Here is a 25,047-nt window from a genome sequence, read left to right as displayed (position 1 = left end):
AAGGACGTGAACGAGTTCGATCCGCCGCTGGATCATCCCGACCTACCGTCCAACCTCACGACGATCCTGCATGACATCGACGACATCCGGACCCACGTCGCGGGGCAGGGCGGGGAAATGGTGCTCAGCTCGTTCTTCTGGCTGGTCCATGACGGAATGAAGCTGAATCTGCCGCGCCAGAAGACGATCTACGATTACCTGAACCAGACGTTCTATCCCCACCGATACCGGGAGATGGAAAGGATGGCGGCATTCCAAAACCGCGTCTTCGCGAAATATGCGAGGGTCAACGGCATTCCCTATCTCGACGTCGCCGCCTCGATGCCGCGCGAGCCCGATCTGTTCGATGACGCGATCCACGCCAAGTACGAAGGAGTGAAGCTGCACGCCTGGATCGTGGCGCAGCAGCTTGCTCCGATTCTCCTGGAGCGCATCAGGGGCGGCGCCCTGCCGAGGCCCGCCCGGCTCAAGCTGGACAGGCACCCCGCGTTTCCCGGCAACGAGCGCACCGTGGTGTTCGAGTGCGACGGCAACTCGTTCAAGGTGAAGGAAACCTTCAACGATATCGTCGCGCTGCCGTAGAGCGCGCACCGATCCGGCTGGGCGGGCGTCCACGGGCAAAACCCCGGGCGGTCGGCCCGGCTCTTGCCTCCGCTCGCATGATGGTTTCCAATGAACATTATGGGTGTGCAGTGGACGGGGTCGGGCGCGTGATGAATGGGGCGTTGCGGAGGCCTGCCGCGGGGGCAGCAGCTCTGTTCGGCGGGCTCGTTCTCGCCAATGTCGCCGCGTGGGCCTGGGCTTTTGCGTTGTTTGCCGACCGGCCCGCCGTGATGGCGACGGCGCTGCTTGCCTGGGTGTTCGGGCTGCGCCACGCCGTCGATGCCGACCACATCGCGGCCATCGACAACGTCGTGCGCAAATTGATGCACGCGGGTGACGCGCCCAGGAGTGCGGGACTCTACTTCGCGCTCGGCCATTCGACGGTGGTGGTGGTCGCAACCCTGCTGGTCGCGGTCGGCGCGGCGGCTTTCGGTGGCGACGGCCTGCTCAGGACGGTCGGCGGCCTGATCGGCACCTCGGTCTCCGCGGTCTTCCTGCTCCTGATTGCGGCCATCAATCTCGCGATCTTCGTCGGCCTGTGGCGCACCTTGCGCGCGGTCCGCGCCAGCGGCATCCACGACCCCGAGAGGCTCGACGCACTGCTTGCTGGCCGCGGCATTCTCGCACGTCTGCTCGCGCCGGCGTTCCGCATGGTCACGACGTCCCGGCACATGTATCTGCTCGGCGTCCTGTTCGGGCTCGGCTTCGACACCGCGACCGAGATCGCCCTGCTCGGTCTCTCGGCGACGGAGGCCGCGCGCGGCCTGTCGCTGTCGCAGGTCCTGGTGTTCCCCGCGCTGTTTGCCGCCGGCATGGCGCTGGTCGACACCGCGGACAGCGCGCTGATGGTGAGCGCCTATCGCTGGGCCTTCGTCGATCCCCTGCGAAAGCTCTGGTACAATCTCACGATCACCGGCGCTTCCGTCGCGGTCGCGCTCTTCATCGGCGGCGTCGAGGCGCTCGACCTCATCGTTCGGCGTCTGGGGCTCGAGGGTCACGTCTGGTCGCTGGTCGAAGCCCTCAACGCCAGCCTCGCCAATTTCGGCTTTGCGGTGATCGCCCTGTTCGCGGCTGCCTGGTTCGTGTCGATCGTCTCCTATCGCGCGGCATCTGCGGGCGAGCGCTGGTCGCGGTCGTTCACGCGCGCGCGGTCGCTTTAGGCCTCGCTACCGCTCGCCCAGCCCCGGAATATCCGGCAGAAAGTTCGATCCCTCCGAGCCCAGGAAGTCGAACATCGCCTGCGCCGGCGGCAGCAGGATCTTGTCGCTGCGGCGGATCACGTACCATTGCCGCACGATCGGCAGGCCCGCGACGTCGAGCACGACGAGGCGGCCCTCGGCAAGCTCGTGCGCCACCGTGTGCGCGGAGATGAAGGCGATGCCGAGGCCCGCGATCACAGCCTGCTTGATGGTCTCGTTGCTGCTCATCTCCATGCCGATGACGGGCTCGAGATCGGACTTCTGGAACATGCCCTCCATCAGCGTGCGGGTGCCCGAGCCGGGCTCGCGGGTGAGGAAGGTCTCGTGCACGAGGTCGGTCAGGTTGAGGCCGGCATCGCCTTCCAGCCAGTGCCCCTTGCGGGCGACGATGACGTGCGGATTGCGGCCGAGCTGGCGGACGTCGACGCTGACGTCGGCCGGTGGCCGACCCATCACCGCGAAGTCGAGATCGTAGCCGTGCATGGCCTCGCGGATCTCCTCGCGGTTGCCGATGGTGAGCTTGATCTCGATCTTCGGGAAGCGCCGGGAGAACGCCGCGATCGCATGCGGCACGAAGTACTTCGCGGTGGAGACCGCGCCGAGATGCACGGTGCCGCCGGTGCGGCCAGCCAAGAGATCGAGCGCGCCCTGGCAATCGGCGATTGCGGCCTCGACCCGCTCGGCCAGCGCCAGCACTTGCTGTCCGGCCGCCGTCAGCAGCATGCCTTCGCCGGTTCGCTGCACGAGCGGCAGCCCGGCGAGTTCCTGCAGCTGACGCAGCTGCTGGGTCACTGCCGGCTGGGTCAGGCCGAGCTGGGTCGAGGCGGCGGTGACGCTGCCTCTGGCAGACAATGCCGCCAGCGACCGGAGCTGCCGGATCGTGAGATGCCGGAGCTGGGTAGCTGGATGAGTATTATAAGAAAAATCTTTATTTCTCATTATAAATAGAAATTTTCCTTATTTCATCGGCTCTGTCAATTTCTCCGTGTCGGCACCGACCGCCCCCCGAAGCCGGGGAGCAAGGACAGCGGCGACCGCGCGGGGACGGACGCAGATGACTGGGCAACTGACGCTGGAAGGCCACCTTCAACGGTATTCCGAGACCGGACCGCGGGCACTGGCCGTGGCGGCGGCGATCGACGCCATCGCCACGGCCGCGATCGAGATCGCCGGGCTCACCGCGACCGGACAGTTCGCGGACGCCTCGGGGCTGACCACCGGCCGCAACAGCGACGGCGATCTGCAGCGCGATCTCGACGTCCGGGCCGACGCCGTCATCCGCCGCTGTCTCGGCAGGCTGCCGGTCGCGGCGCTGGCGTCGGAGGAGATGCGCGAGCCCGAGATCGGCGACCGCGAGGCGACGATCTGCGTCGCGATCGATCCGCTCGACGGTTCCTCCAACATCGACATCAACATGACGGTCGGTACGATCTTCTCGATCCTGCCGGCGCCGGACGATTTGAGCCTCGCGTTCCACCAGCGCGGCACCACGCAACTCGCCGCAGGCTTCGTCACCTATGGTCCGCAGACCGCACTGGTGCTGACCGTCGGCGACGGCGTCGACGTCTTCGTGTTGGACCGCTCGGCCGCCTGCTTCCGCCTCGCGCGATGCCGCGTGCAGATTCCCGAGACGGCCGACGAGTTCGCGATCAACGCCTCCAACCGCCGGCACTGGGATCCGCCGGTGCGCGCCTTCATCGACGAGTGTCTCGCCGGCCTCGACGGTCCCGCCAACCGCGACTTCAACATGCGCTGGATCGGCTCGCTGGTCGCCGAGGCCTATCGCATCCTGACCCGCGGCGGCGTGTTCCTCTATCCGTCGGATGCGCGGCCGGGCTACGGCGACGGCCGGCTCCGCTTGACTTACGAGGCGCATCCGATCGCCTTCATCATGGAGCAGGCCGGCGGCGCGGCCTCGACCGGGCGCGAGCGCATCCTCGATCTCGCCGCCTACAGCCTGCACCAGCGCGTGCCGCTGGTGATGGGATCGCGCCACGAGGTGCGGCGCGTCGAGGAGCTGCATTGCGATCCCACCCTGGTGGCAAGCGTGTCGGCGCCGCTGTTTGCGCGGCGCGGTTTCTTCCGGGTCTGAGGGAGGAGCGCATGTCCAGAAAGCATCCGATCATCTCCATCACCGGCTCCTCAGGCGCGGGAACGACCTCGGTCAAGAAGACGTTCGAGCAGATCTTCTTCCGCGAGCACGTCAAGGCCGCCTACATCGAGGGCGACGCGTTCCATCGCTACGACCGCGCCGAGATGCGTGCGCAGATGGCCAGGGAGGCCGAGCGCGGCAACAAGCATTTCAGCCATTTCAGCCCCGAGACCAACCTGTTCGAGGAGCTGGAGCGGGCGTTCCGCGACTATGGCGAGAGCGGCAACGCGGCGACGCGGCACTACGTCCACGATGCCGAGGAGTCCGCGCTGCACGGCGCCGAGCCCGGCACCTTCACCGAGTGGAAGCGTCTGCCTGAGAATTCCGACCTGTTGTTCTACGAGGGCCTGCACGGCGCCGTCGTCACCGACCGCGTCAACGTCGCCCGCTATGCCGACCTCAAGATCGGCGTCGTGCCCGTCATCAATCTCGAATGGATCCAGAAGCTGCACCGCGACCGCAGCGCGCGCGGCTATTCGACCGAGGCCGTCACCGACACCATCCTGCGCAGGATGCCCGACTACGTCAACTACATCTGCCCGCAGTTCGCCGAGACCGACATCAACTTCCAGCGCGTGCCGACGGTCGACACGTCGAACCCCTTCATCGCGCGCTGGATCCCGACGCCGGACGAATCGATGGTCGTGATCCGCTTCAGGAATCCGCGCGGCATCGACTTTCCCTACCTGCTCTCGATGCTGCCGCACAGCTTCATGTCGCGCGCCAATTCCATCGTCTGCCCCGGCGCGAAGCTCGACCTCGCGATGCAGCTCATCCTGACGCCGCTGATCATGCAGCTCATCGAACGCAAGCGCAGCCTGAAGTGACGGCCAACGACAACACAGGGAGGATCTGATGAACATCTCGGTCCACGCCGAAGCCGACCTCAACGCGGTCGGCCATAATGATCTCGCCAACGCCGTGCGCTTCCTCGCGGTCGATGCCATCGAGAAGTCGCAGTCCGGCCATCCCGGCCTGCCGATGGGCATGGCCGACGTCGCGACCGTGCTGTTCTCGCGCTTCCTGAAGTTCGACGCCGCCAATCCGAACTGGGCGGACCGCGACCGCTTCGTGCTCTCGGCCGGCCACGGCTCGATGCTGCTCTATGCATTGCTGTATCTCACCGGCGGCGATATCGGCCTCGACGATCTCAAGGCGTTCCGGCAATGGGGCTCGAAGACGCCGGGCCATCCCGAATACGGCCACACGCCGGGCGTCGAGGTGACCACGGGCCCGCTGGGGCAGGGGATCGCGACGGCGGTCGGCATGGCGCTCGCCGAGCGGATGGCGAACGCGCGGTACGGCGACGACCTCGTCGACCACTTCACCTATGTGATCGCCGGCGATGGCTGCCTGATGGAGGGTATCAGCCAGGAGGCGATCTCGCTCGCCGGCCATCTCAAGCTGTCCCGGCTGATCGTGCTGTTCGACGACAACGGCATCTCGATCGACGGGTCGACCTCGCTCGCGACCTCCGACGATCAGCTCAAGCGCTTCGCCGCCTCCGGCTGGTCGGTGCGCCGCGTCGACGGGCACGACCCTGAGGCAATCGAGCAGGCGATCGCCGAGGAGCGCGAGACGGCGGCGCCGTCGCTGATCGCCTGCCGCACCGTCATCGGCTACGGCGCGCCCGGTCGCCAGGGCACCGAGAAGGCGCATGGCGCGCCGCTCGGCACCGAGGAGACCGCGGCGGCGCGGCGCAATCTCGGCTGGGACTATCAGCCCTTCGTGGTGCCGAGCCCCGTCCTCAAGGCGTGGCGCATGATCGGACAGCGCGGCCAGGTCGAGCACCTGGCGTGGCTCGATCGCTGCGAACGCGCCGAGGCCGCGGACCGCCGGCAGGTCCCCGACATGGGCGCCGTCGCCCTGCCGGCCGCCTATGCCCAGGCGTCGGCGAAATTGCGCGAGCGGTTCGCGACCGAGCGGCCCAAGCTTGCGACGCGGCAGGCCTCGCAGCTCGTGCTCGACGGTATCGCCTCGGCCATCCCGGGACTGGTCGGTGGCTCGGCGGATCTCACGCACTCGAACCTGACGCAGAGCAAGACCCAGCATCCGGTCAAGCCGGGCGCGTTCGCGGGCGACTACATCCATTACGGCATCCGCGAGCACGGCATGGCGGCGGCGATGAACGGCATCGCGCTGCATGGCGGCTTCATCCCCTATGGCGGCACGTTCCTCGCGTTCTCCGACTACAGCCGGCCGGCGATCCGGCTCGCGGCGTTGATGCGGCTGCGCGTCATCCACGTAATGACCCACGATTCCATCGGGCTCGGCGAGGACGGCCCGACCCATCAGCCGGTCGAGCATCTCGCGGCGCTGCGCGTGATTCCGAATCTGCTGGTGTTCCGCCCCGCCGATGCGGTGGAGACGCTGGAAGCCTGGGATTGCGCGCTGGCCGCCAGCGACCGTCCGTCCGTGCTTTGCCTGTCGCGCCAGGCGCTGCCGACTTTCCGCAGCGACGCCCGCGGCAAGAACCGGGTGTCGCAGGGCGCCTATCCCGTGGTGACGCCCGATGGCGGCCGCGACGTGACGCTGATCGCGACCGGCTCGGAAGTGTCGATCGCGCTGGAGGCGGCGCGCCTGCTCGCAACCGAGCACATCCGCGCCGCGGTGGTCTCCGCGCCCTGCTTCGCGCTGTTCGAGGAGCAGCCGGAAGACTATCGCGCCAAGGTGCTGGGCACCGCGCCGCGGGTCGGCATCGAGGCCGCCGTGCAGGGCGACTGGGCGCGCTGGATCGGCGTGGGAGGCGAGTTCGTCGGCATGTGCGGCTTCGGCGCGTCGGCGCCCGCCGCCGTGCTCTACCGGGAATTCGGCATCACCCCGCAGACCGTCGCGGCCGCCGCGCGGCGCGCGGTCGCCCGCGTCAACGAAGGCAAATAGGAGACATTCGTGGCCCGTATCACCCTTCGGCAATTGCTCGATCACGCCGCGGCTCACGGCTACGCCGTGCCGGCCTTCAACATCAACAACATGGAGCAGGGCATCGCGATCATGCAGGCGGCGGCGAGCGTCGACGCGCCGGTCATCATCCAGGCCTCGCGCGGCGCGCGCAGCTATGCCGGCGACATCATGCTCTCGCACATGATCGACGCGTTGGAGAAGACCTATCCCGACATTCCCCTGTGCATGCACCAGGACCACGGCAATGACGAGGCGACCTGCGCCAGCGCGATTGCCCACGGCTTCACCTCGGTGATGATGGACGGCTCGCTCAAGGCCGACGCCAAGACCGCGGCGGACTACGACTACAACGTGGCGATCACGCGCCGCGTCGTCGACCTCGCCCATTGGGTCGGCGCATCCGTCGAAGGCGAACTCGGCGTGCTCGGTTCGCTCGAGCATGGCGGCGGCGAGCAGGAGGACGGCCACGGCGTCGAGGGCAAGGTCGGCCACGACCAGTTGCTCACCGACACCGACCAGGCCGTCGAGTTCGTCCGCGCCACAAAAGTCGACGCGCTGGCGATCGCGATGGGCACCTCGCACGGCGCCTACAAGTTCAGCCGCAAGCCCGACGGCGACATTCTGGCGATGCGGGTGGTCGAGGAAATCCACCGCCGGCTGCCGAACACGCATCTTGTCATGCACGGCTCCTCCTCGGTGCCGCAGGCGCTGCAGGACGCGTTCAACGCCTTCGGGGGCGCGATGCCGCAGACGTTCGGCGTGCCGGTCGAGGAGATCGTCCGCGGCATCCGGAGCGGGGTACGCAAGGTCAACATCGATACCGACTGTCGGCTGGCGATGACCGCGGCGTTCCGCAAGGTCTCCGTTGAAAACCGCAGCGAGTTCGATCCGCGCAAATTCCTCAAGCCCGCGCTGGATGCGATGCGCGAATTGTGCCGCGAGCGCTTCGAGCAGTTCGGCGCGGCTGGGCACGCGAGTCGGCTCAAGGTGGTTCCGATGAGCGAGATGGCGCGGCGCTATCGCGCCGGCGAACTCGACCCGCGGATCGCCGCGCGCGCGCCGGTCGCGGCCTGACGAATGCAGAACGTAACAGAAAGACGATCTCAGGAGGCCAACATGAACGCACATACCGGAACGATCCGCGGCAAGGAGCGCTACCGCTCGGGCGTGATGGAATACAAGCGCATGGGCTATTGGGAGCCGGACTATGTGCCCAAGGACACCGACGTCATCGCCCTGTTCCGGGTGACGCCGCAGGACGGCGTCGATCCGATCGAGGCGTCGGCTGCGGTTGCAGGCGAATCCTCGACCGCGACCTGGACCGTGGTGTGGACCGACCGGCTGACGGCCGCGGAGAAATACCGTGCCAAGTGCTATCGCGTCGACGAGGTGCCTGGTTCGCCGGGCCAGTATTTTGCCTATATCGCCTACGACCTCGACCTGTTCGAGCCGGGCTCGATTGCCAACCTCACGGCCTCGATCATCGGCAACGTGTTCGGCTTCAAGCCCTTGAAGGCATTGCGGCTCGAGGACATGCGGCTGCCGGTCGCCTACGTGAAGACCTTCCAGGGACCGGCGACCGGCATCGTCGTCGAACGCGAGCGGCTCGACAAGTTCGGCCGGCCGCTGCTGGGGGCGACCATCAAGCCGAAGCTAGGGCTTTCCGGGCGCAACTACGGCCGGGTCGTCTATGAAGCACTGAAGGGCGGGCTCGACTTCACCAAGGACGACGAGAACATCAACTCGCAGCCCTTCATGCACTGGCGCGACCGCTTCCTCTATTGCATGGAGGGCGTCAACCGCGCACAGGCGGCCTCCGGCGAGGTGAAGGGCACCTATCTCAACGTCACCGCCGCCACCATGGAGGACATGTACGAACGCGCGGAGTTCGCCAAGGAGCTCGGCTCATGTGTGGTCATGATCGACCTCGTGATCGGCTACACCGCGATCCAGTCGATGGCGAAATGGGCGCGCCGCAACGACATCATCCTGCATCTGCATCGCGCCGGTCACTCGACCTACACGCGGCAGAAGAGCCACGGCGTGTCGTTCCGCGTCATCGCCAAATGGATGCGGCTCGCCGGCGTCGACCACATCCATGCCGGCACCGTCGTCGGCAAGCTCGAGGGCGATCCCAACACCACGCGCGGCTACTACGACATCTGCCGCGAGGACTTCAATCCGCTGAAGCTCGAGCACGGCATCTTCTTCGAGCAGTCCTGGGCGAGCCTCAACAAGCTGATGCCGGTGGCCTCCGGCGGCATCCATGCCGGCCAGATGCACCAGCTGCTCGATCTGCTCGGCGAGGACGTCGTGCTGCAGTTCGGCGGCGGCACCATCGGCCATCCCATGGGCATCCAGGCCGGCGCCACCGCCAACCGCGTGGCGCTGGAGGCGATGATCCTCGCCCGCAACGAAGGCCGCGACTACGTGCATGAGGGTCCGGAGATCCTGGCCAAGGCGGCCCAGACCTGTACGCCGCTGAAGGCCGCGCTCGACGTCTGGAAGGACGTGACCTTCAACTATCAATCCACCGACACGCCGGACTTCGTGCCGACGGCACTGGCCGCCGTCTGAGGAGACGCAAGATGAAGCTCACGCAAGGTTGCTTTTCCTTCCTGCCCGATTTGACCGACGACCAGATCTACAAGCAGGTGCAGTACTGCCTCGCCAAGGGCTGGGCGGTGAACATCGAGTTCACCGACGATCCGCATCCCCGCAACACCTATTGGGAGATGTGGGGCCTGCCGATGTTCGACCTCCAGGACGCCGCCGGCGTGATGCTGGAGCTGAAGGAGTGCCGCCGGGTGTACGGCGACCGCTACATCCGCATCTCCGGCTTCGACTCCAGCCACGGTTGGGAGTCGGCAAAGATCTCCTTCATCGTCAACCGGCCGCCGCAGGAAACCGAGTTCGAGCTGGTGCGGCACGAGGTCGCCGGACGTGCGGTTCGCTACACCACCGTGCGTCGACCGGCGCCGCCGACCGCGCCGTAACGCACAAGGTTCCGCTCGAAGCGCGTTCTTGCCGCTTCGACTCCCGAGCGGACAACTGCTTCGCCATTTCCCGGCGAGGCCCTTCTCTTCGAGGTGCCTGATGCTCGATCTGCCGCACGCAAAAGACGCCGACGCCGGCGAACTGCCGGCCGCCTTCGACCTGCGCAAGGAGGCCGAAGCGGCCGGCATCACCGAGACGCTGGGCCAGCTCGACCAGGAGTTGATCGGATTGAAACCGGTGAAGAGCCGCGTGCGGCAGATCGCCTCGCTGCTGCTGATCGAGCGCATCCGCCAGCGCGCAGGCCTCGTGTCCGCGCCGCCGACCCTGCACATGTCGTTCACCGGCAATCCCGGCACCGGCAAGACTACCGTCGCGCTGCGCATGGCGAAAATCCTGCACGGGCTCGGCTTCGTCCGGCGTGGCCAGGTGATCTCGGTGACGCGCGACGACCTGGTCGGGCAGTATATCGGCCACACTGCGCCGAAGACCAAGGAGATCCTGAAGAAAGCGATGGGCGGTGTGCTGTTCATCGACGAGGCCTATTACCTGCACCGGCCGGACAACGAGCGTGACTACGGCCAGGAGGCGATCGAGATCCTCCTGCAGGTGATGGAGAACCAGCGCGAGGACCTCGTCGTCATCCTGGCCGGCTACGGCGAGCGGATGACGAGCTTCTTCGCCTCCAATCCCGGCTTCCGCTCGCGCATCGCCCACCACATCGAGTTTCCCGACTATTCGGAAGCCGAGCTGCTCGTCATCGCCGAGCTGATGCTCAGGGAGCGCGGCTACAAGTTCGACGCCTCCGCCCGCGAGGCGTTCGCGAGATACATCGCGTTGCGCCGGACCCAGCCGTTCTTCTCCAACGCGCGTTCGATCCGCAACGCCGTCGATCGCATCAGGCTCCGGCAGGCCGACCGCCTCGTGTCCGATCTCGACCGCATGCTCGACATCGCCGACCTCGAGACGATTGATTCCGCCGACGTGCTGGCGAGCCGCGTCTTCAGCGGCGGGCTCATCGCCGGCGGCGGGCCGGCCGGGAGCACCGACTGATGGCACAGGACGTCGTCATTGCGCCCTCGATCCTGGCCGCGGACTTCGCCCGGCTCGGCGAGGAGATCGCCGCCATCGACGCCGCGGGCGCCGATTGGATCCATTGCGACGTGATGGACGGACATTTCGTGCCGAACATCAGTTTCGGCGCCGACGTCATCAGGGCGATCCGGCCGCTGACGCGAAAGACGTTCGACGTCCATCTGATGATCGCGCCGGCCGATCCCTATCTGGAGGCGTTCGCGAAAGCCGGCGCCGACGTCATCACCGTGCATGCCGAGGCCGGTCCGCATCTCGATCGCTCGGTGCAGGCGATCAGGGCGCTCGGCAGCAAGGCGGGCGTCAGCCTGTGTCCGGCGACGCCGGAATCGGCGATCGAATATGTGCTCGACCGCATCGATCTCGTGCTGGTGATGACGGTCAATCCGGGCTTCGGCGGCCAGTCCTTCCTGCCGTCGCAGATAGGGAAGATCAGGCGCATCCGCGACATGGTGGGCGACCGGCCGATCCGGCTCGAGGTCGACGGCGGCATCACCGCCGACAATGCCGCCGCGGTCACCGCCGCCGGCGCCGATACGCTGGTGGCGGGTTCGGCGGTATTCCGTGGCTCCGGGCCTCACGACTACAGAAGCAATATTGCGGCCATTCGCGCCGCGGCGGCGTGTGGCCATTCCGGCGCGCGCGCCTGAGCCGACGCGGGGCGCATGACGCAGCTTTGTGAAGCAATTGGCGTCGATCGTTGGCGCGAAGCGCATTCGAAGCGAATTTGACTTGAAGCAATGCCGCCGGACCGGCCTTCACGTTAACGTTTTCAATGGTGGACTGGCTTGTGCAGGGAATTTGTCGCACAAGCGTGATGCTACTGATGCATCTCGGCACGATAAGCCGGACATCATTGGGAGGGAGTGTGTTTCATGGAGAATGCGCGTCGATATCGGGCACTGGCGTCTCTATGCCGGCAGCAGGCGGCCTATCGTCCCTGGCAGAGCTGGGAACTCCTCGGCCAGGCCGAGCGCTTCGAACATCTCGCCGAAGTCGAGCTGAAATCGCATTTCGACGCGTGCAACGCGCAACGCACTGACGACGACGGAACCGCCGCGGCGGAGTGGCAGACCCCGGCCGCCGCGTGACGTGCCGTCCGCACGGGTCAGTGCGACATCAGCGTCGGAACGGTCATCGCCTCGAGCATGGCGCGGGTGACGCCGCCGAGGAAGCTTTCCTGCAGCCGCGAATGGCCGTAGCCGCCCATCACCAGCAGGTCGAGGCCTTCGTCCGCAGCCAGCGACAGGATGGTCGGCTGAATCTCGGAGCGGCTGGCCGACAGCCCGATGACCTTGGTCGACACCCCCGATCGTGCGAGATGCTTTGCCAGATTGTCGGAAGAGACCTCGGCCGGAACGGAATCCGCCTCATTCACGGTGATGGTCAGCGCGGCCTCGGCCTGCGCCAGGAAGGGCGCGGCGTCGCGCAACGCCCGCCCGGCGGCGCGGCTGCCGTCCCAGCAGATGCCGACCCGCCGCGCCTTGAACGGGCCGCGGAAGATGTGCGGGACGAACAGCACGGGACCGCCGGACTGCAGCAGGATCTCGCGCGGCAAATCGTTGTCGAAGGAACTTTGGCCCCGTTCGGGCTGCAGCACCACGCTGAGATCGTAGAGCCGCGCCATCGCGCCGACCGAACTCACGGCGTCCGCCGGGATCGCCCCGATCGACCGGCAAGCATAGGAAATGCCGGCGTTCTTGGCCTCGGACTCGAAGACCGTGAGGGCCGCCTCGGCCCGCTCAACCGCCCGCTCGCGCTCCATTTCGAACACGGCCGCAACGGCGGCGCCGCCCTCCATCACATAGGCGGTGGAGGTTGCGACATAGCCGACCGACACGGCGTCGAGATGGGCGCCGAACCCGGCCGCCAGCGAGACGGACCCGTCGACGACGGGGCGCATCGCCCGCTCGGTCGGGATGTGGACGAGGATGTCTTTGATCATGGCGGCTCTCCGGCGGACAGGGAATTGCGGCGGCAATCTTCCACCGATCGGAGAACTCTCGTTGACTTGCATCAAAACGGGCGAGGGATCTTGCGGCTTTGATCCCGCCATACCGGCGACTTGAGCGTTCCCGGGAGCAGGCCGTCTGGGCCTCGCCCGGCGGGCCCCGGCGGAGAGCACAATGGACAAGGATTCGTCGTCGCGGCAGCAGGCCGTGGCAATCGGCTACATCTTCGGCGCCGGCATCCTCTTGGTGCTGCTGCAATGGGCGTTTGCCACCTACAACACCGTCGAGAGCATCCCCTACAGCCAGTTCGAGCAACTCGTCGCCCAGGGCAAGGTGGCGGAGGTCTCGGTCGGCCAGGACGTCATCCAGGGCAAGCTGAAGGAGAACGAGAAGCTTGCGAGCGGCAAGACCGCCTTCGTCACCGCGCGCGTCGACCTCGCGCTGGCGGACAAGCTGCACGACAAGGGCGTCACCGTCACCGGCGTGCCGTCGGGCGGCGCGTTCCAGACCATCCTGTCCTGGATCGTGCCGGCACTGATGTTCTATCTGGTCTGGGTGTTCCTCGGCCGGCGCTTTGCCGAGAAGCAGGGTTTTGGCGGCATGATGTCGATCGGCAAGTCGCGCGCCAAGATCTATGTCGAGACTGACACCAAAGTCACCTTCGCCGACGTCGCCGGCGTCGAGGAGGCCAAGTTCGAATTGCAGGAGGTCGTCAACTTCCTCAAGGATCCCAAGAGCTATGGCCGGCTTGGCGCGCATGTTCCGAAGGGCATTTTGCTGGTCGGTCCGCCCGGCACCGGCAAGACCCTGCTGGCGCGCGCGGTCGCGGGCGAGGCGGGGGTGCCGTTCTTCTCGATCTCGGGCTCCGAATTCGTCGAGATGTTCGTCGGCGTCGGCGCTGCGCGCGTCCGCGACCTGTTCGAGCAGGCGCGCAAGGCGGCGCCCTGCATCATCTTCATCGACGAGCTCGACGCGCTCGGGCGCAGCCGCACGCCGAACGCGTTCGGGGGCTACGACGAGAAGGAGCAGACGCTGAACCAGCTCCTCGCCGAGCTCGACGGCTTCGACCCCTCGACCGGCGTCATCCTGCTCGCGGCCACCAATCGCCCCGAGGTGCTGGATCCCGCGCTGCTGCGCGCCGGACGCTTCGACCGGCAGGTGCTGGTCGACCGTCCCGACAAGGGCGGCCGCGTCGCCATCCTGAAGGTCCACGTCAAGAAGATCCGCATGGCGGGGGACGTCGATCTCGACAAGGTCGCGGGGCTCACCGCGGGCTTCACCGGCGCCGACATCGCCAACCTCATCAACGAGGCCGCGATCGCGGCGACCAGGCGCCGCGCCGAGGAGGTCTCGTTCGACGATTTCACCGCGGCGATCGAGCGGATCGTCGCCGGCATCGAGAAGAAGAGCCGGGTCCTGAGCCGGCAGGAGCGCCGCCGGGTCGCCTATCACGAGATGGGCCACGCGCTGGTCGCGGCCAACCTTCCCGGCGTCGATCCCGTGCAGAAGGTCTCGATCATTCCGCGCGGCATCGGCGCGCTCGGCTACACCATGCAACGCCCGACCGAGGACCGCTTCCTGCTGACCGTCGGCGAATTGAACAGCCGCATCGCGGTGCTGATGGGCGGCCGCGCCTCGGAACGGCTGATCTTCGACGGCGACGTCTCGACCGGCGCCGCCGACGACCTGCAGCGGGCCACCGAGATCGCGGTCGAGATGGTGACGAAATACGGCATGGACGCAACCGTCGGCCAGCGCACCTATGCGTCGAAACCGTCGATGTTCCTGCAGGCGACCCAGGATGCGGTGGTCAGCGCCGCCGAGGACACCGGACGCGAGATCGACCTCGCCGTGCGCAATCTGGTCGAGGCAGGCGACGCGACCGCGCGCAAGATCCTCGCCGATCATCGCGCGGAACTCGAGGCCGGCGTCGAGCTCCTGATCGCGAACGAGAGCCTGACGGCCGAGCAATTCGCGCCGTTGCGGCCGAAGGGCGCAGCAGGCGGGCAGGCCGCGGCATGACATTGCCGTGAGGTAGCGCAGTTGCGGCGCCGCGCCGCAGCGGCGCGTCTTCCTTTGCCAAGAATTAATCGCATGGACGGGACACCGTAATGTCGGATGGTCATCTTGGAAGCAGGGCGACCGCACTTCCAACATGGACATTTCGACATGAACGATCACGTCAATCCTGCTCCCGCCAAACCCCGAACCGTCCTCAAGCCACGCCGTCTCGCTTTGCTGGGCTCGGTAGCTGCGCTCGGCGTCGCCCTGCTCGCGGCTGCGCCCGGCGGATATGCGCCATTCAACGGCGCACTCTTCGCCTCGCCCGCGCTGGCCGCGGAATCGACGCCGACGCCCCCAGGCTTTGCCGATCTCGTTGCCAAGGTCAAACCGGCCGTGATCTCGGTCCGCGTCAAGATCGATCGCGACAACGACAAGAGCGCCATGCTGCAGCAGAACCGGATGGATCATGACGAAGACAATCCGTTCGACGAGTTCTCGAAGCAGTTCGGCTTCCGTCTGCCCAACGGCATGCCCCAGCGCCACCAGGTGATCACCGGCGAAGGCTCGGGCTTCTTCATCTCGGCCGACGGCTATGCCGTGACCAACAACCACGTCGTCGATCATGCCGAATCCGTGCAGGTGACGACCGATGACGGCGCCATGTACACCGCGAAGGTCGTCGGCACCGATCCGAAGACCGATCTCGCGCTGATCAAGGTCGACGGCAAGAAGGACTTCTCCTTCGTCAAGTTCTCCGACCAGCAGCCGCGCATCGGCGACTGGGTGGTCGCGGTCGGCAATCCCTTCGGCCTCGGCGGCACGGTGACGGCGGGCATCGTCTCGGCGCGCGGCCGCGACATCGGCGCCGGTCCCTATGACGACTACATCCAGATCGACGCGCCGATCAACAAGGGCAATTCGGGCGGCCCTGCCTTCGACGTCAACGGCAACGTCATCGGCGTGAACACCGCGATCTTCTCGCCGTCGGGCGGCTCCGTCGGCATCGGCTTCGACATTCCGGCCGCGACCGCAAAGCTCGTCGTCGCGCAGTTGAAGGACAAGGGCGCGGTCACCCGCGGCTGGCTCGGCGTCCAGGTGCAGCCGGTGACGTCGGACATCGCCGACAGTCTCGGCCTGAAGGAGGCCAGGGGCGCGATCGTCGACAATCCGCAGGATGGAAGCCCGGCGGCGAAGGCCGGCATCGAGGCAGGCGACGTCATCACCGCCGTCAACGGCACTGCGGTGAAGGATTCGCGCGACCTCGCCCGCACCATCGGCACCATGGCGCCGGGAAGCTCGGTCAAGCTCGACGTCTGGCACAAGGGTGCGACCAAGACGGTGACGCTCGCTCTCGGCGAATTGCCGAACGAGCATCAGGCCAAGGCCCAGGAGGAAAGGCCGCAACCGGGCGCAGGCACGCCGCATCTCGGCTTGAGTCTGGCGCCCGCCGGCGAGGTGCAGGGGGCCGGCGAGCGGGGCGTCGTCGTCGTGGCGGTCGATCCGGACGGTCCGGCCGCGCAGCACGGCATTCAGACCGGTGACGTCATCCTCAATGTCGGCGGCAAGGCCGTCACCAATGCCGGCGACGTGCGCTCGGAACTGAAGCAGGCCAAGTCGTCGGGCCGGCACAGCGTGCTGTTGCAGGTGAAGACCGCGGAGGCGACGAAGTTCGTCGCGGTGCCGTTGGCCTAGATTGGATCATCCGGTGACGTGCGACCAAAGGCGGCCTTCGGGCCGCCTTTTTCGTGGCGTCGGGCATGAACCCACAGGTTGTCGATAACATTCGCGTTAACAGCAGGCCCGCCGACAGGGTTCGGCCGCGAAAAGCGCGTTCACTCAAGGGGCGTCCCGAGCCGTAGTCGCCGTCCGGCACCGGCGGCAAGGCCAAGGGCGAGGAACTTAGAACGCGCAGTTGCTTTGTGGAACCGGGCCGATGTTTGCGAGGGATCGGTGTCGACCATGGATGGATGGAAGCGTTTCGGCGGGCGCGCGCTGATCGTGCTGCCGCTGCTGCTCTGGACCGAGACCGCGGTCGGTCACGACGACGGACGCTATGCGAATTCGCCGCTTAAGCCGTGGTTCGACAGCCTGAAGAGCCATCTCGGGCCGTGCTGCTCGAACGCCGACGGCGTCGCGCTCGCCGATCTCGATTGGGAATCCCAGGATGGACATTACCGTGTGCGGATCGACGGCGAGTGGGTCGAGGTGCCCGACGACGCCGTCATCACCGAGCCCAACCTCGCCGGCCGCACCATGGTGTGGCCGGTGAAGACCCTGTACGGAATCTCGATCCGCTGCTTCATGCCGGGGAGCATGACCTGACGCGCGATCAACGCGATGATCGCTTCTTCGACGATCGCTTCTTCGCGGATTTCCTCTTCTTCGAGGATTTCTTCGACGACTTCTTCGGGACCTTCTTGCCCTTCTTGCGCGCCTTCGACAGGCCGATCGCGATCGCCTGCTTGCGGCTCTTCACCCGTCCGCCACGTCCGCCGCGGCCGCTCTTCGCGGTGCCCTTCTTGTAGCGGCGCATTTCCTTTTCGACGTCGCTGCCGGCGCTGCGCGAATAGCGGCGCTTCTTTCTTGCTTTGCGTGCCATCGTGGTTCTCCCTTGGCCGAAGGAGAACGGTTCCCGAAGGGCAAAGGTTCCGGCGCGGAGCCTTAGAAGGAATCGGCGAGCACGATCTCGGCCTCCAGCGCCTGGATGCGTTGCGCCGCCTCGGCGAAGGTCAGATCGCCGGCATATTGACCGGGCTGGTAGGCCTCATCGCTCAGGCGTCTCAGCCGCAGGCTCTGGGCCCGCGTCATCTGTCCGGCGAGATAATCCCTGGCATTGTATTTACCGTCCATGCGCATTTGCGCTCTCCTTCCCCGAAACGTGACTTGACTATATGTTCTTATTTTGTTCTAACAAGCCATGGACAACAGAATTAATGAAATCCCTCGAAAAATCATCGTCTTGCGAGGCGAGATGACCGACATTGAGGCGTCCATTCGCGACCTCATCAACCAGGACCGCGATTGCGCGGAGCGCGCGCTGCACCTGATCGGCCTGCGCGCCGAGATGAAGCGGCTGATCGGTGAATGGAGGGCGGCCGGTGGCGGCGAACGACTGCCCGGCATGCGCGAGCGGGCGCGGCTTCGTTCTTCGCGTCGCTGAAGTTTCGGGAGTTCGTCGTGGACGAAGATCCGGACGGCTACCGGATTCTGAAGCTGCGAGCCGAAATTCTCGATTTGTGCTCCGCCATCCGGCAGTTGCAGCGCGCGGGTCTCGACCATGCCGCAGCCCAGCTCCTGATCTCACGCAAGCGGGCGCAGCTGGACCAGTTGGTCAGAACGCAAGGCGCGAGCCAGGTTTCGTCTTAGCCGAGCTTCATATTGGCAGAGTCACATCCGGCGCGACGCGCTCGACAACGTCCCGACGCCGTGGCGTCAGGCGATCGGCCAGAGCGCGCAAGGCAAAGCCCCGCGTCCATCGCGGAGCTTCGCCTTCGACTGCCGCCGATCGCGCTTACTTCGAATAGGTACCGTTCGACGGCGTGCTGCCGCCCTGGTTGGTGCCGGGGCCGGAATTGCCCTGACTGGAGGGGTTCTTGCTGGTCGACTTCATGTTGGCGCCCGTCGTCATCTGTGACGAGGTCGACATGTGGTGTTTCGTCTTGTGCGATCTGGCTTGAGCGGCGAACGGCGCGGCGGCGAGGCCGGTTGCCACGAGCATGGCGAACGCGATCCGGGTCTTCTTCATGCGTATCTCTCCCATGAGTTGAATTGACGCAGGCAGGGAGCAACCGCCGCCGGCCGGAAGCGTTCCTCGCGGAACGTCGCTGCGCATCACAAGCGCATCAAACTTCCTTGTTCTCGGCGAGAATGAATACGGCGCCGGTCAGCGTCGCGCCGATCGAGAAGCTCGCGACCAGCGCCGCGATGAAGACGACGCCGGCTGTGTTTCCGCCGTCCGCGAGCAGCGCCGCTACTGCGGGATTCGTCAATACCAGGGTGAGAGCGAAGGCGAGGCCGAGCGCCGTGCCCATCATGGCATGCGACAAGAGCTTGATCGCACCGGCAACCGAGATCAGGCCCGATGGTTTCTTTGCCCGCATGGAACCACCCGCAACTGCAGCTGCAACGCGACGGCCGCAATCTGGTTCCGCAGTTCCGGCCATCCGATGCAGGAATTTTCGTCGCAGCCTTCATCCGGCGTTCAGGCGCGTGCTGAGACGATCGCGTCGTCAATCCAGGGAATTCTCGATCATGGCAAAAGTGGTCTTTCTGTACCGCTCGCTGGCCTATCGCAACGCGGCCGCCGAGATGCTGCGCAAGGCGCGCAGGCTGCCGCGCGGACCGGAGCGCAGCGCGGCACGCCGCTATGCGCGGGCGCTGCGCGAGCTGGCCAGAACGGAAGCGTGGCTCGAAGGGCGCATCGCCGATGCGCATCCGGCGTTGCGCGAGGTGAGGTTGCGCGCGCGGCGGTCGCCTTAGCCCGAGGCACTTTGCATCGCGCCCGGCGCGGGCGCATCGAATCGTCCGTGTGATCCCGGTCTGGTCTTGCACAGCGGCACCTCGAGGCGACAAAGCAATCCTTCCGTCCGCCAGTCGAACTGCGCCAGGCCGCCAAGCTGGGACTCGACGCTTGCGAGCAGGCTCCTGGTGCCGAACCCGCGCGACTTCGGCGGCCTGACCGCGGGCCCGTCGGATTCCTCCCAGCACAAGGCGAGGGTATCATCCGCCACCTGCCAGTCGATCGACAGCCGTCCCGCGCGCGTCGAGAGTGCGCCGTACTTGGCGGAGTTGGTGAACAGCTCGTGCAGCGCCAGAACCAGCGTCTGCGCGGTCGCCGGCGCGAGCTGGACTTGCGGTCCCGAAACGCGGATCTGGCCGCCGGGCGCATAGGGCGCCAGTTCCTCCTCGATCAGCTTGCCGAGCTCTGCGCCCTGCCAGCTCGACAGCGACAGGATGGTGTGCACGCGCGCCAGCGCGTTGATGCGCCCTTCCACCGCGCCGACGTAACTCTTGACGTCGTCGGCGCGGGTGAGGCGGACGATCGACTGGGCGAGGGCGAGCGCGTTCTTGGCGCGGTGGTCGACCTCGCGCGCCAGGAGCATCTGGCGTTCCTCGGCGCGCTTGCGTTCGGTGATGTCGACGGTGACGCCGCTGACCCGCACCACGCGGCCGGCCGCGTCCAGGGTCGCCGCAGCCGTTCCGGTGCACCATCGCACCTCGCCGTCCGGCCGGTTGACGCGGAATTCCGCTTCGTAGGAGGTCGCGCCCTTTCTGAAGCCGGCGATCGCCTTGCGCATCCGCTCGACGTCGTCGGGCTGCAGCAGCGCCTGGATGTTCGCGGTCGTGACGTTGAAGGTCTCCGGCGTCACGCCGAAGATGCGATACTGGCCTTCGTCCCACATCCAGTCGCCGTCGATCCAGTCCCAGTCCCACGATCCCATCCTGCCGGCGGCGATCGCCATGCTGCGTCGCTGCTCGCTCTCGACCAGCTTCGCGGTGGACTTCTCGAGCTCGGCGGTGCGGGCGCGCACGCGGTCCTCCAGCTCCCGGTTCAGCCCCTCGAGTTCGCGCGTCTTGCGATAGAGTTCGGCGAACACCTTGATCTTGGCGCGCAGCACCTCCGGCACCACCGGAACCGGAACGTAGTCGACGGCGCCCATCTCGTAGCCGCGCAGCCGGTCGATGTCGCTGACCTGGATCGCCGAGATGAAGATCATCGCCGTCTTCTGGAAGCGGGGATGCTCGCGGATCATCGCCGCGAGCTCGAAGCCGTCGAGCTCGGGCATGCAGACGTCGACCAGGATCACCGCGATCTCGGTCTTGAGCAGGATCTCGAGCGCTTCGCGGCCCGACGACGCGATCACCAGGTTCTCGCCGAGATCCTTCAGGATCACCTCGTAGGCGAGCAGCTTGGCCGGCTGGTCGTCGACGAGGAGGATGTTGACCTTTTCGTGGCCCATTCGCGGATCCCAATTCAACGATGCAGCCACATGCGGATGGCAAGCAGCAATTGATCGGTATTGACGGGCTTGGCGAGATAGTCGGAGGCGCCGGCTTCCAGGCACTTCTCGCGGTCGCCCTTCATCGCCTTCGCGGTCAGCGCGATGATGGGAAGGCGGGCGAAGGCGGGGTCTTGCCTGATGACGCCGATGGTCTGATAGCCATCCATCTGCGGCATCATGATGTCCATCAGGACGATTGCGATCTCGGGATTGGATTCGACGAGCGCCACCGCTTCGCTGCCGGTCGTCGCCGTCAGCACCTTCATCCCGCGCCGCTCCAGCACGCTCGATAGCGCGAAGATGTTGCGGGCGTCGTCGTCGACGAGCAGCGCGGTCTTGCCGATCAGGTCCTCGTCGGAGCTGTTCAGCTTCTCCAGCATGCGTTGCTTCTCGACCGGCAGTTCCGTGATCACGCGGTGCAGGAACAGCGCGGTCTCGTCCAGCAGGCGTTCCGGAGATTCCACGCCCTTGACCACGATGCTGCGCGCCATGGTATGGAGTTCCGCGTCCTCCTCTGCCGAGAGCTCTCGCCCGGTGAAGACCACGACCGGAACGTTCGACAGCGAGTCGTCGCCGCGGATCTCGTCCAGCACCTCGAACCCGCTCATGTCGGGCAGCCGCAGGTCGAGCACGACGCAGTCGCACGGCTGCTCGCGCAGCGTCGAGAGCGCGTCGGCCCCGGTGCCGGCCGCCACGATCTCGATGTCGTCGTGGTGCAGGAGCTCGCGGATCGAGAGCCGTTCCGCCTCGTTGTCCTCGACGATCAGGAGCCGCTTGCGCCGCGGCCGCGCATATTCCCTGATCTGGGTCAGCGCGGCGGAGACGCCCTCCGTGGTCGTCGGCTTGTTGACGAAGGAGAACGCGCCGCGGGCCAGCGCATGCTGGCGATCCTCGTCGAGCGTGATGATCTGGACCGGGATGTGGCGGGTTAGGGGATTGTGCTTGAGCTGGCTCAGCACGGTCCAGCCCAGCATGTCCGGCAGGAACACGTCGAGCGAGACCGCGCTCGGCTGGTACTGCTTGGCGAGCTCCAGCGCCTCGGCGCCGCGCGTCGCCACCAGCACCTTGAAGCCCCTGTCGCGCGCCAGGTCGATCAGCACCCGCGCGTAATGCGGGTCGTCCTCGACGATCAGGAGGATGGTGTCGCCCGCCTCCAGATTGAGGCGATCGTCGGCGAGCTGCTCGACCACGCGCTCGGGCGCGGGCGCTTGCAGCGCGGGCGTCTGGCTCTGCGCCGGCGACGGCGCATTGAGCCGCGGTGCCAGCGCCGGTCCGGAATATTTCAGCGGCAGATAGAGCGTGAAGGTCGAGCCCTTGCCCGGCGCGCTGCGCAGATGGATTTCGCCGCCGAGCAGGCTTGCCAGTTCGCGGCTGATGGCGAGCCCGAGGCCGGTGCCGCCGTATTTGCGGCTGGTGCCGGCGTCGGCCTGCTGGAACGCCTCGAAGATCAGCTTCTGCTTCTCCTGGGGAATGCCGATGCCGGTGTCGGAGACCTCGAAGGCGATCACGACGGGCGCGGTGTTGAGCACCGGGTGGTCCGGGCTCCAGCCGCCGAGCGCGCCGGAGACCCGGAGCCGCACGCCGCCTTCGGCGGTGAACTTGAAGGCGTTGGACAACAGGTTCTTCAGCACCTGCTGCAGGCGCTTGGAGTCCGTGACCAGGCTGCGGGCGAGGTTCGGATCGACGCCGATGTCGAACGCGAGGTTGCGGTTTTCCGCCTCGTGCCGGAACGGACGCCCGACGGTGTCGAGCAGGTTCGAGGTCAGGATCTCCTCCGCGTCGACCGTCACGGTGCCGGATTCGATCTTGGACAGATCGAGGATGTCGCTGATCAGGTTGAGCAGGTCGGTGCCGGCGCCGTGGATGGTGCGGGCGAATTCGACCTGCTTGTGGGACAGGTTGCCGTCCGGGTTGTCGGTGAGCTGCTGGCCGAGGATCAAAATGCTGTTGAGCGGCGTGCGCAGCTCGTGGCTCATGTTGGCCAGGAATTCGGACTTGTATTTCGAGGTCAGCGCGAGCTCGCCCGCCTTCTCCTCCAGCGCGCGGCGGGCCTGCTCGATCTCCTGGTTCTTGCGCTCGACCTCGACGTTGCGCTCGGCGAGCTGCTGCGCCTTCTGCTCGAGCTGCTCGTTGGTCTGCTGCAGCTCGCGCTGCTGCGTCTGCAGCTCGGCGGCGAGCTGCTGCGACTGCTTCAACAGGCCCTCGGTCTGCATCGTGGCCTCGATCGAGTTGAGCACGATGCCGATGGAATCGGTGAGCTGCTCGAGGAAGGTCATCTGCGAGGTCGTGAAGGCGGTGAGCGAAGCGAGCTCGATCACGGCCTTGACCTGGTTCTCGAACAGCACCGGCAGCACGACGAGGTTCTTCGGCGCGACGCGGAACAGCGCCGAATTGATCGGTACCGCGTCCTCGGGGATGTCGGCGACCAGCCGCTGCCGCTTGTCGGATGCGCACTGGCCGATCAGGCCTTCGCCGAATTGCACCGTCTGCCGGTAGGGATAGACGCCGTCGCGGGCGTGGGAGGCGAGCAGGCGAAGCTGCGGGCTGTCCTCGTTGTCGACCTGGTAGATCACGCCGGTATGGGCGTTCACCAGCGGCGTGAGCTCGGTGAGCAGCAGCCGGCCGACGGTGGTGAGATCGCGCTGGCCCTGCAGCATGTTGGTGAATTTGGCCAGGTTCGTCTTCAGCCAGTCCTGCTCGGTGTTCAGCTCGGTGGTGAGCCGCAGGTTGGTGATCATCGTGTTGATGTTGTCCTTGAGCTCGGCGACCTCGCCGCGGGCGTCGACCTGGATGGCGCGGGTGAGGTCGCCCTTTGTCACGGCGGTCGCGACCTCCGCAATCGCGCGCACCTGCGAGGTGAGGTTGGCCGCGAGCAGATTGACGTTGCCGGTGAGGTCCTTCCAGGTGCCGGAGGCGCCGGGCACGTTGGCTTGTCCCCCGAGCCGGCCCTCCACGCCGACCTCGCGCGCCACCGACGTCACCTGGTCGGCGAAGGTCGCGAGCGTCTCGGTCATGTTGTTGATGGTGTCGGCGAGTGCGGCGACCTCGCCCTTGGATTTCACGGTGAGGTTCTGCTTGAGGTCGCCGTTGGCGACCGCGGTGACCACCTTGACGATGCCGCGCACCTGCTCGGTGAGGTTCGCGCCCATCACGTTGACGGTGTCGGTGAGGTCCTTCCAGGTGCCGGCGACACCGGGCACCTCGGCCTGACCGCCGAGCTTGCCTTCGGTGCCGACCTCGCGGGCCACGCGGGTAACTTCGCCGGCAAACGCATTGAGCTGGTCCACCATGGTGTTGATGGTGTTCTTCAGCTCGAGGATTTCGCCCTTCACGTCCACGGTGATCTTGCGCGAGAGGTCGCCGCGCGCCACCGCCGTGGTCACCTCCGCGATGTTGCGGACCTGCGTGGTCAGGTTGGCGGCGAGCAGGTTGACGTTGTCGGTGAGGTCCTTCCAGGTGCCGCCGACGCCGGGCACGACCGCCTGGCCGCCGAGCCGCCCTTCCGTGCCGACCTCGCGCGCAACGCGGGTGACTTCGGCCGCGAAGGAGCGGAGCTGCTCCACCATCGTGTTCAAGGTGTCCTTGAGCAGCAGGATCTCGCCGCGCACGTCCACCGTGATCTTCTTCGACAGATCGCCGCCCGCGATCGCGGTTGCGACCTCGGCGATGTTGCGGACCTGCGCCGTCAGGTTCGAGGCCATGAAATTGACGTTGTCGGTGAGGTCCTTCCAGGTACCGGCGACCTCGGGCACTTCGGCCTGGCCGCCGAGCTTGCCTTCAGTACCGACCTCGCGCGCCACGCGCGTGACTTCCGAGGCGAAGGCGTTGAGCTGGTCCACCATGGTGTTGATGGTGTTCTTGAGCTCGAGGATCTCGCCCTTCACGTCCACCGTGATCTTCTTCGAGAGGTCGCCCTTCGCGACCGCGGTGGTCACCTCCGCGATGTTGCGCACCTGGCCCGTGAGGTTCGAGGCCATGTAGTTCACCGAGTCGGTCAGGTCCTTCCACGTACCGGCGACGCCGCGCACCTGCGCCTGGCCGCCGAGCCGTCCTTCCGTGCCCACCTCGCGCGCCACGCGCGTCACTTCCGAAGCGAACGAGCCGAGCTGGTCCACCATCGTGTTGATGGTGTTCTTGAGCTCCAGGAT

At 66.5% G+C, this 25,047-nt stretch carries 25 protein-coding genes; 17 read left to right on the top strand and 8 right to left on the bottom strand.

Going from position 1 to position 25,047, the window contains the following annotated elements:
* Positions 1–582: hypothetical protein (locus KGM94_RS09340; RefSeq protein ID WP_300257313.1), on the top strand; the 582-nt coding region annotated here is incomplete at its 5' end.
* A 143-nt stretch (positions 583–725) separates the two neighbouring features.
* Positions 726–1,763: a HoxN/HupN/NixA family nickel/cobalt transporter gene (locus tag KGM94_RS09335; RefSeq protein WP_300257308.1), complete on the top strand. Its 1,038-nt coding sequence runs from the start codon at positions 726–728 to the stop codon at positions 1,761–1,763.
* A 6-nt stretch (positions 1,764–1,769) separates the two neighbouring features.
* Here the strand turns inward: KGM94_RS09335 and KGM94_RS09330 are convergent, their stop codons facing one another.
* Entirely contained in the window at positions 1,770–2,741 is a 972-nt protein-coding gene (locus KGM94_RS09330; RefSeq protein ID WP_300257305.1) for a LysR family transcriptional regulator, read from the bottom strand.
* A gap of 115 nt (positions 2,742–2,856) precedes the next feature.
* Here KGM94_RS09330 and KGM94_RS09325 point away from each other — a divergent pair, with 115 nt between their 5' ends.
* The 9 genes from KGM94_RS09325 (at position 2,857) to KGM94_RS09285 (ending at position 12,032) form a co-directional block, all read left to right on the top strand.
* The gene (locus KGM94_RS09325; protein WP_300257302.1) at positions 2,857–3,894 is read left to right on the top strand and encodes a class 1 fructose-bisphosphatase; all 1,038 of its coding nucleotides are present in this window, start codon (positions 2,857–2,859) and stop codon (positions 3,892–3,894) included.
* A gap of 11 nt (positions 3,895–3,905) precedes the next feature.
* Positions 3,906–4,781: a phosphoribulokinase gene (locus tag KGM94_RS09320; RefSeq protein ID WP_300257299.1), complete on the top strand. Its 876-nt coding sequence runs from the start codon at positions 3,906–3,908 to the stop codon at positions 4,779–4,781.
* Between the two features lie 28 nt (positions 4,782–4,809).
* Entirely contained in the window at positions 4,810–6,834 is a 2,025-nt protein-coding gene (gene tkt / locus KGM94_RS09315) for a transketolase (RefSeq protein WP_300257296.1), read from the top strand.
* 9 nt (positions 6,835–6,843) lie between these two features.
* A complete protein-coding gene (gene fba, locus KGM94_RS09310) occupies positions 6,844–7,929 on the top strand; it encodes a class II fructose-bisphosphate aldolase (protein WP_300257293.1) in 1,086 nt (361 codons plus the stop codon).
* Between the two features lie 42 nt (positions 7,930–7,971).
* On the top strand, positions 7,972–9,432 hold the full coding sequence (locus KGM94_RS09305; RefSeq protein ID WP_300257291.1) for a form I ribulose bisphosphate carboxylase large subunit: 1,461 nt from the start codon (positions 7,972–7,974) through the stop codon (positions 9,430–9,432).
* Positions 9,433–9,443: 11 nt separating this feature from the next.
* Positions 9,444–9,851 (top strand): ribulose bisphosphate carboxylase small subunit, encoded by a 408-nt coding sequence (locus KGM94_RS09300; RefSeq protein WP_300257288.1) that lies wholly within the window; start codon positions 9,444–9,446, stop codon positions 9,849–9,851.
* A 100-nt stretch (positions 9,852–9,951) separates the two neighbouring features.
* The gene (cbbX, locus tag KGM94_RS09295; RefSeq protein ID WP_300257285.1) at positions 9,952–10,902 is read left to right on the top strand and encodes a CbbX protein; all 951 of its coding nucleotides are present in this window, start codon (positions 9,952–9,954) and stop codon (positions 10,900–10,902) included.
* Positions 10,902–11,591 (top strand): ribulose-phosphate 3-epimerase, encoded by a 690-nt coding sequence (gene rpe, locus KGM94_RS09290; RefSeq protein WP_300257282.1) that lies wholly within the window; start codon positions 10,902–10,904, stop codon positions 11,589–11,591. Before cbbX ends, rpe begins: the two co-directional genes overlap by 1 nt.
* 225 nt (positions 11,592–11,816) lie before the next feature.
* Positions 11,817–12,032 (top strand): hypothetical protein, encoded by a 216-nt coding sequence (locus KGM94_RS09285; RefSeq protein WP_300257279.1) that lies wholly within the window; start codon positions 11,817–11,819, stop codon positions 12,030–12,032.
* Positions 12,033–12,049: 17 nt separating this feature from the next.
* On the opposite strand, the gene KGM94_RS09280 is transcribed toward KGM94_RS09285, so the two are convergent.
* Positions 12,050–12,886 carry a universal stress protein gene (locus KGM94_RS09280; RefSeq protein ID WP_300257276.1) on the bottom strand — a complete coding sequence of 279 codons (837 nt, stop codon included), beginning with the start codon at positions 12,884–12,886 and terminating at the stop codon, positions 12,050–12,052.
* A 181-nt stretch (positions 12,887–13,067) separates the two neighbouring features.
* Here KGM94_RS09280 and ftsH point away from each other — a divergent pair, with 181 nt between their 5' ends.
* The 3 genes from ftsH to KGM94_RS09265 all read left to right on the top strand — a co-directional run bounded on the left by ftsH (position 13,068) and on the right by KGM94_RS09265 (position 17,219).
* Positions 13,068–14,915, top strand: coding sequence for an ATP-dependent zinc metalloprotease FtsH (gene ftsH / locus KGM94_RS09275; RefSeq protein ID WP_300257273.1), 1,848 nt, complete (start codon positions 13,068–13,070; stop codon positions 14,913–14,915).
* A gap of 147 nt (positions 14,916–15,062) precedes the next feature.
* A complete protein-coding gene (locus tag KGM94_RS09270) occupies positions 15,063–16,589 on the top strand; it encodes a Do family serine endopeptidase (RefSeq protein WP_300257270.1) in 1,527 nt (508 codons plus the stop codon).
* Between the two features lie 267 nt (positions 16,590–16,856).
* A complete protein-coding gene (locus KGM94_RS09265) occupies positions 16,857–17,219 on the top strand; it encodes a hypothetical protein (RefSeq protein ID WP_300257316.1) in 363 nt (120 codons plus the stop codon).
* A gap of 7 nt (positions 17,220–17,226) precedes the next feature.
* Here KGM94_RS09265 and KGM94_RS09260 read toward each other — a convergent pair whose 3' ends face one another.
* Positions 17,227–17,496 (bottom strand): DUF6496 domain-containing protein, encoded by a 270-nt coding sequence (locus KGM94_RS09260; protein ID WP_300257267.1) that lies wholly within the window; start codon positions 17,494–17,496, stop codon positions 17,227–17,229.
* Between the two features lie 62 nt (positions 17,497–17,558).
* Positions 17,559–17,753 carry a DUF3072 domain-containing protein gene (locus tag KGM94_RS09255; protein WP_300257264.1) on the bottom strand — a complete coding sequence of 65 codons (195 nt, stop codon included), beginning with the start codon at positions 17,751–17,753 and terminating at the stop codon, positions 17,559–17,561.
* A 115-nt stretch (positions 17,754–17,868) separates the two neighbouring features.
* On the opposite strand from KGM94_RS09255, the gene KGM94_RS09250 reads away from it, so the two are divergent.
* A complete protein-coding gene (locus KGM94_RS09250) occupies positions 17,869–18,057 on the top strand; it encodes a hypothetical protein (RefSeq protein WP_300257261.1) in 189 nt (62 codons plus the stop codon).
* A gap of 17 nt (positions 18,058–18,074) precedes the next feature.
* Positions 18,075–18,263, top strand: coding sequence for a hypothetical protein (locus KGM94_RS09245; protein ID WP_300257258.1), 189 nt, complete (start codon positions 18,075–18,077; stop codon positions 18,261–18,263).
* Between the two features lie 145 nt (positions 18,264–18,408).
* Here the strand turns inward: KGM94_RS09245 and KGM94_RS09240 are convergent, their stop codons facing one another.
* Positions 18,409–18,642 (bottom strand): hypothetical protein, encoded by a 234-nt coding sequence (locus tag KGM94_RS09240; protein ID WP_300257256.1) that lies wholly within the window; start codon positions 18,640–18,642, stop codon positions 18,409–18,411.
* 97 nt (positions 18,643–18,739) lie between these two features.
* Positions 18,740–18,997, bottom strand: a complete 258-nt coding sequence (locus KGM94_RS09235) for a hypothetical protein (protein WP_300257253.1) — start codon at positions 18,995–18,997, stop codon at positions 18,740–18,742.
* Between the two features lie 151 nt (positions 18,998–19,148).
* Here KGM94_RS09235 and KGM94_RS09230 point away from each other — a divergent pair, with 151 nt between their 5' ends.
* A complete protein-coding gene (locus tag KGM94_RS09230) occupies positions 19,149–19,376 on the top strand; it encodes a hypothetical protein (protein WP_300257250.1) in 228 nt (75 codons plus the stop codon).
* On the opposite strand, the gene KGM94_RS09225 is transcribed toward KGM94_RS09230, so the two are convergent.
* Positions 19,373–20,857, bottom strand: coding sequence for an HWE histidine kinase domain-containing protein (locus KGM94_RS09225; RefSeq protein ID WP_300257247.1), 1,485 nt, complete (start codon positions 20,855–20,857; stop codon positions 19,373–19,375). The two genes, KGM94_RS09230 and KGM94_RS09225, sit on opposite strands and share 4 nt — an antisense overlap.
* Positions 20,858–20,871: 14 nt before the next feature.
* Positions 20,872–25,047, bottom strand: a 4,176-nt coding sequence (locus KGM94_RS09220; protein WP_300257244.1) for a response regulator, incomplete at its 5' end; no start/stop codon positions are given.

Origin of the sequence: Bradyrhizobium sp. (assembly GCF_028868675.1) — a bacterium.
GTDB lineage: Bacteria > Pseudomonadota > Alphaproteobacteria > Rhizobiales > Xanthobacteraceae > Bradyrhizobium.
Note: the sequence above shows the minus strand (reverse complement) of the source record. Positions and strands in the feature narration are given on the sequence as shown.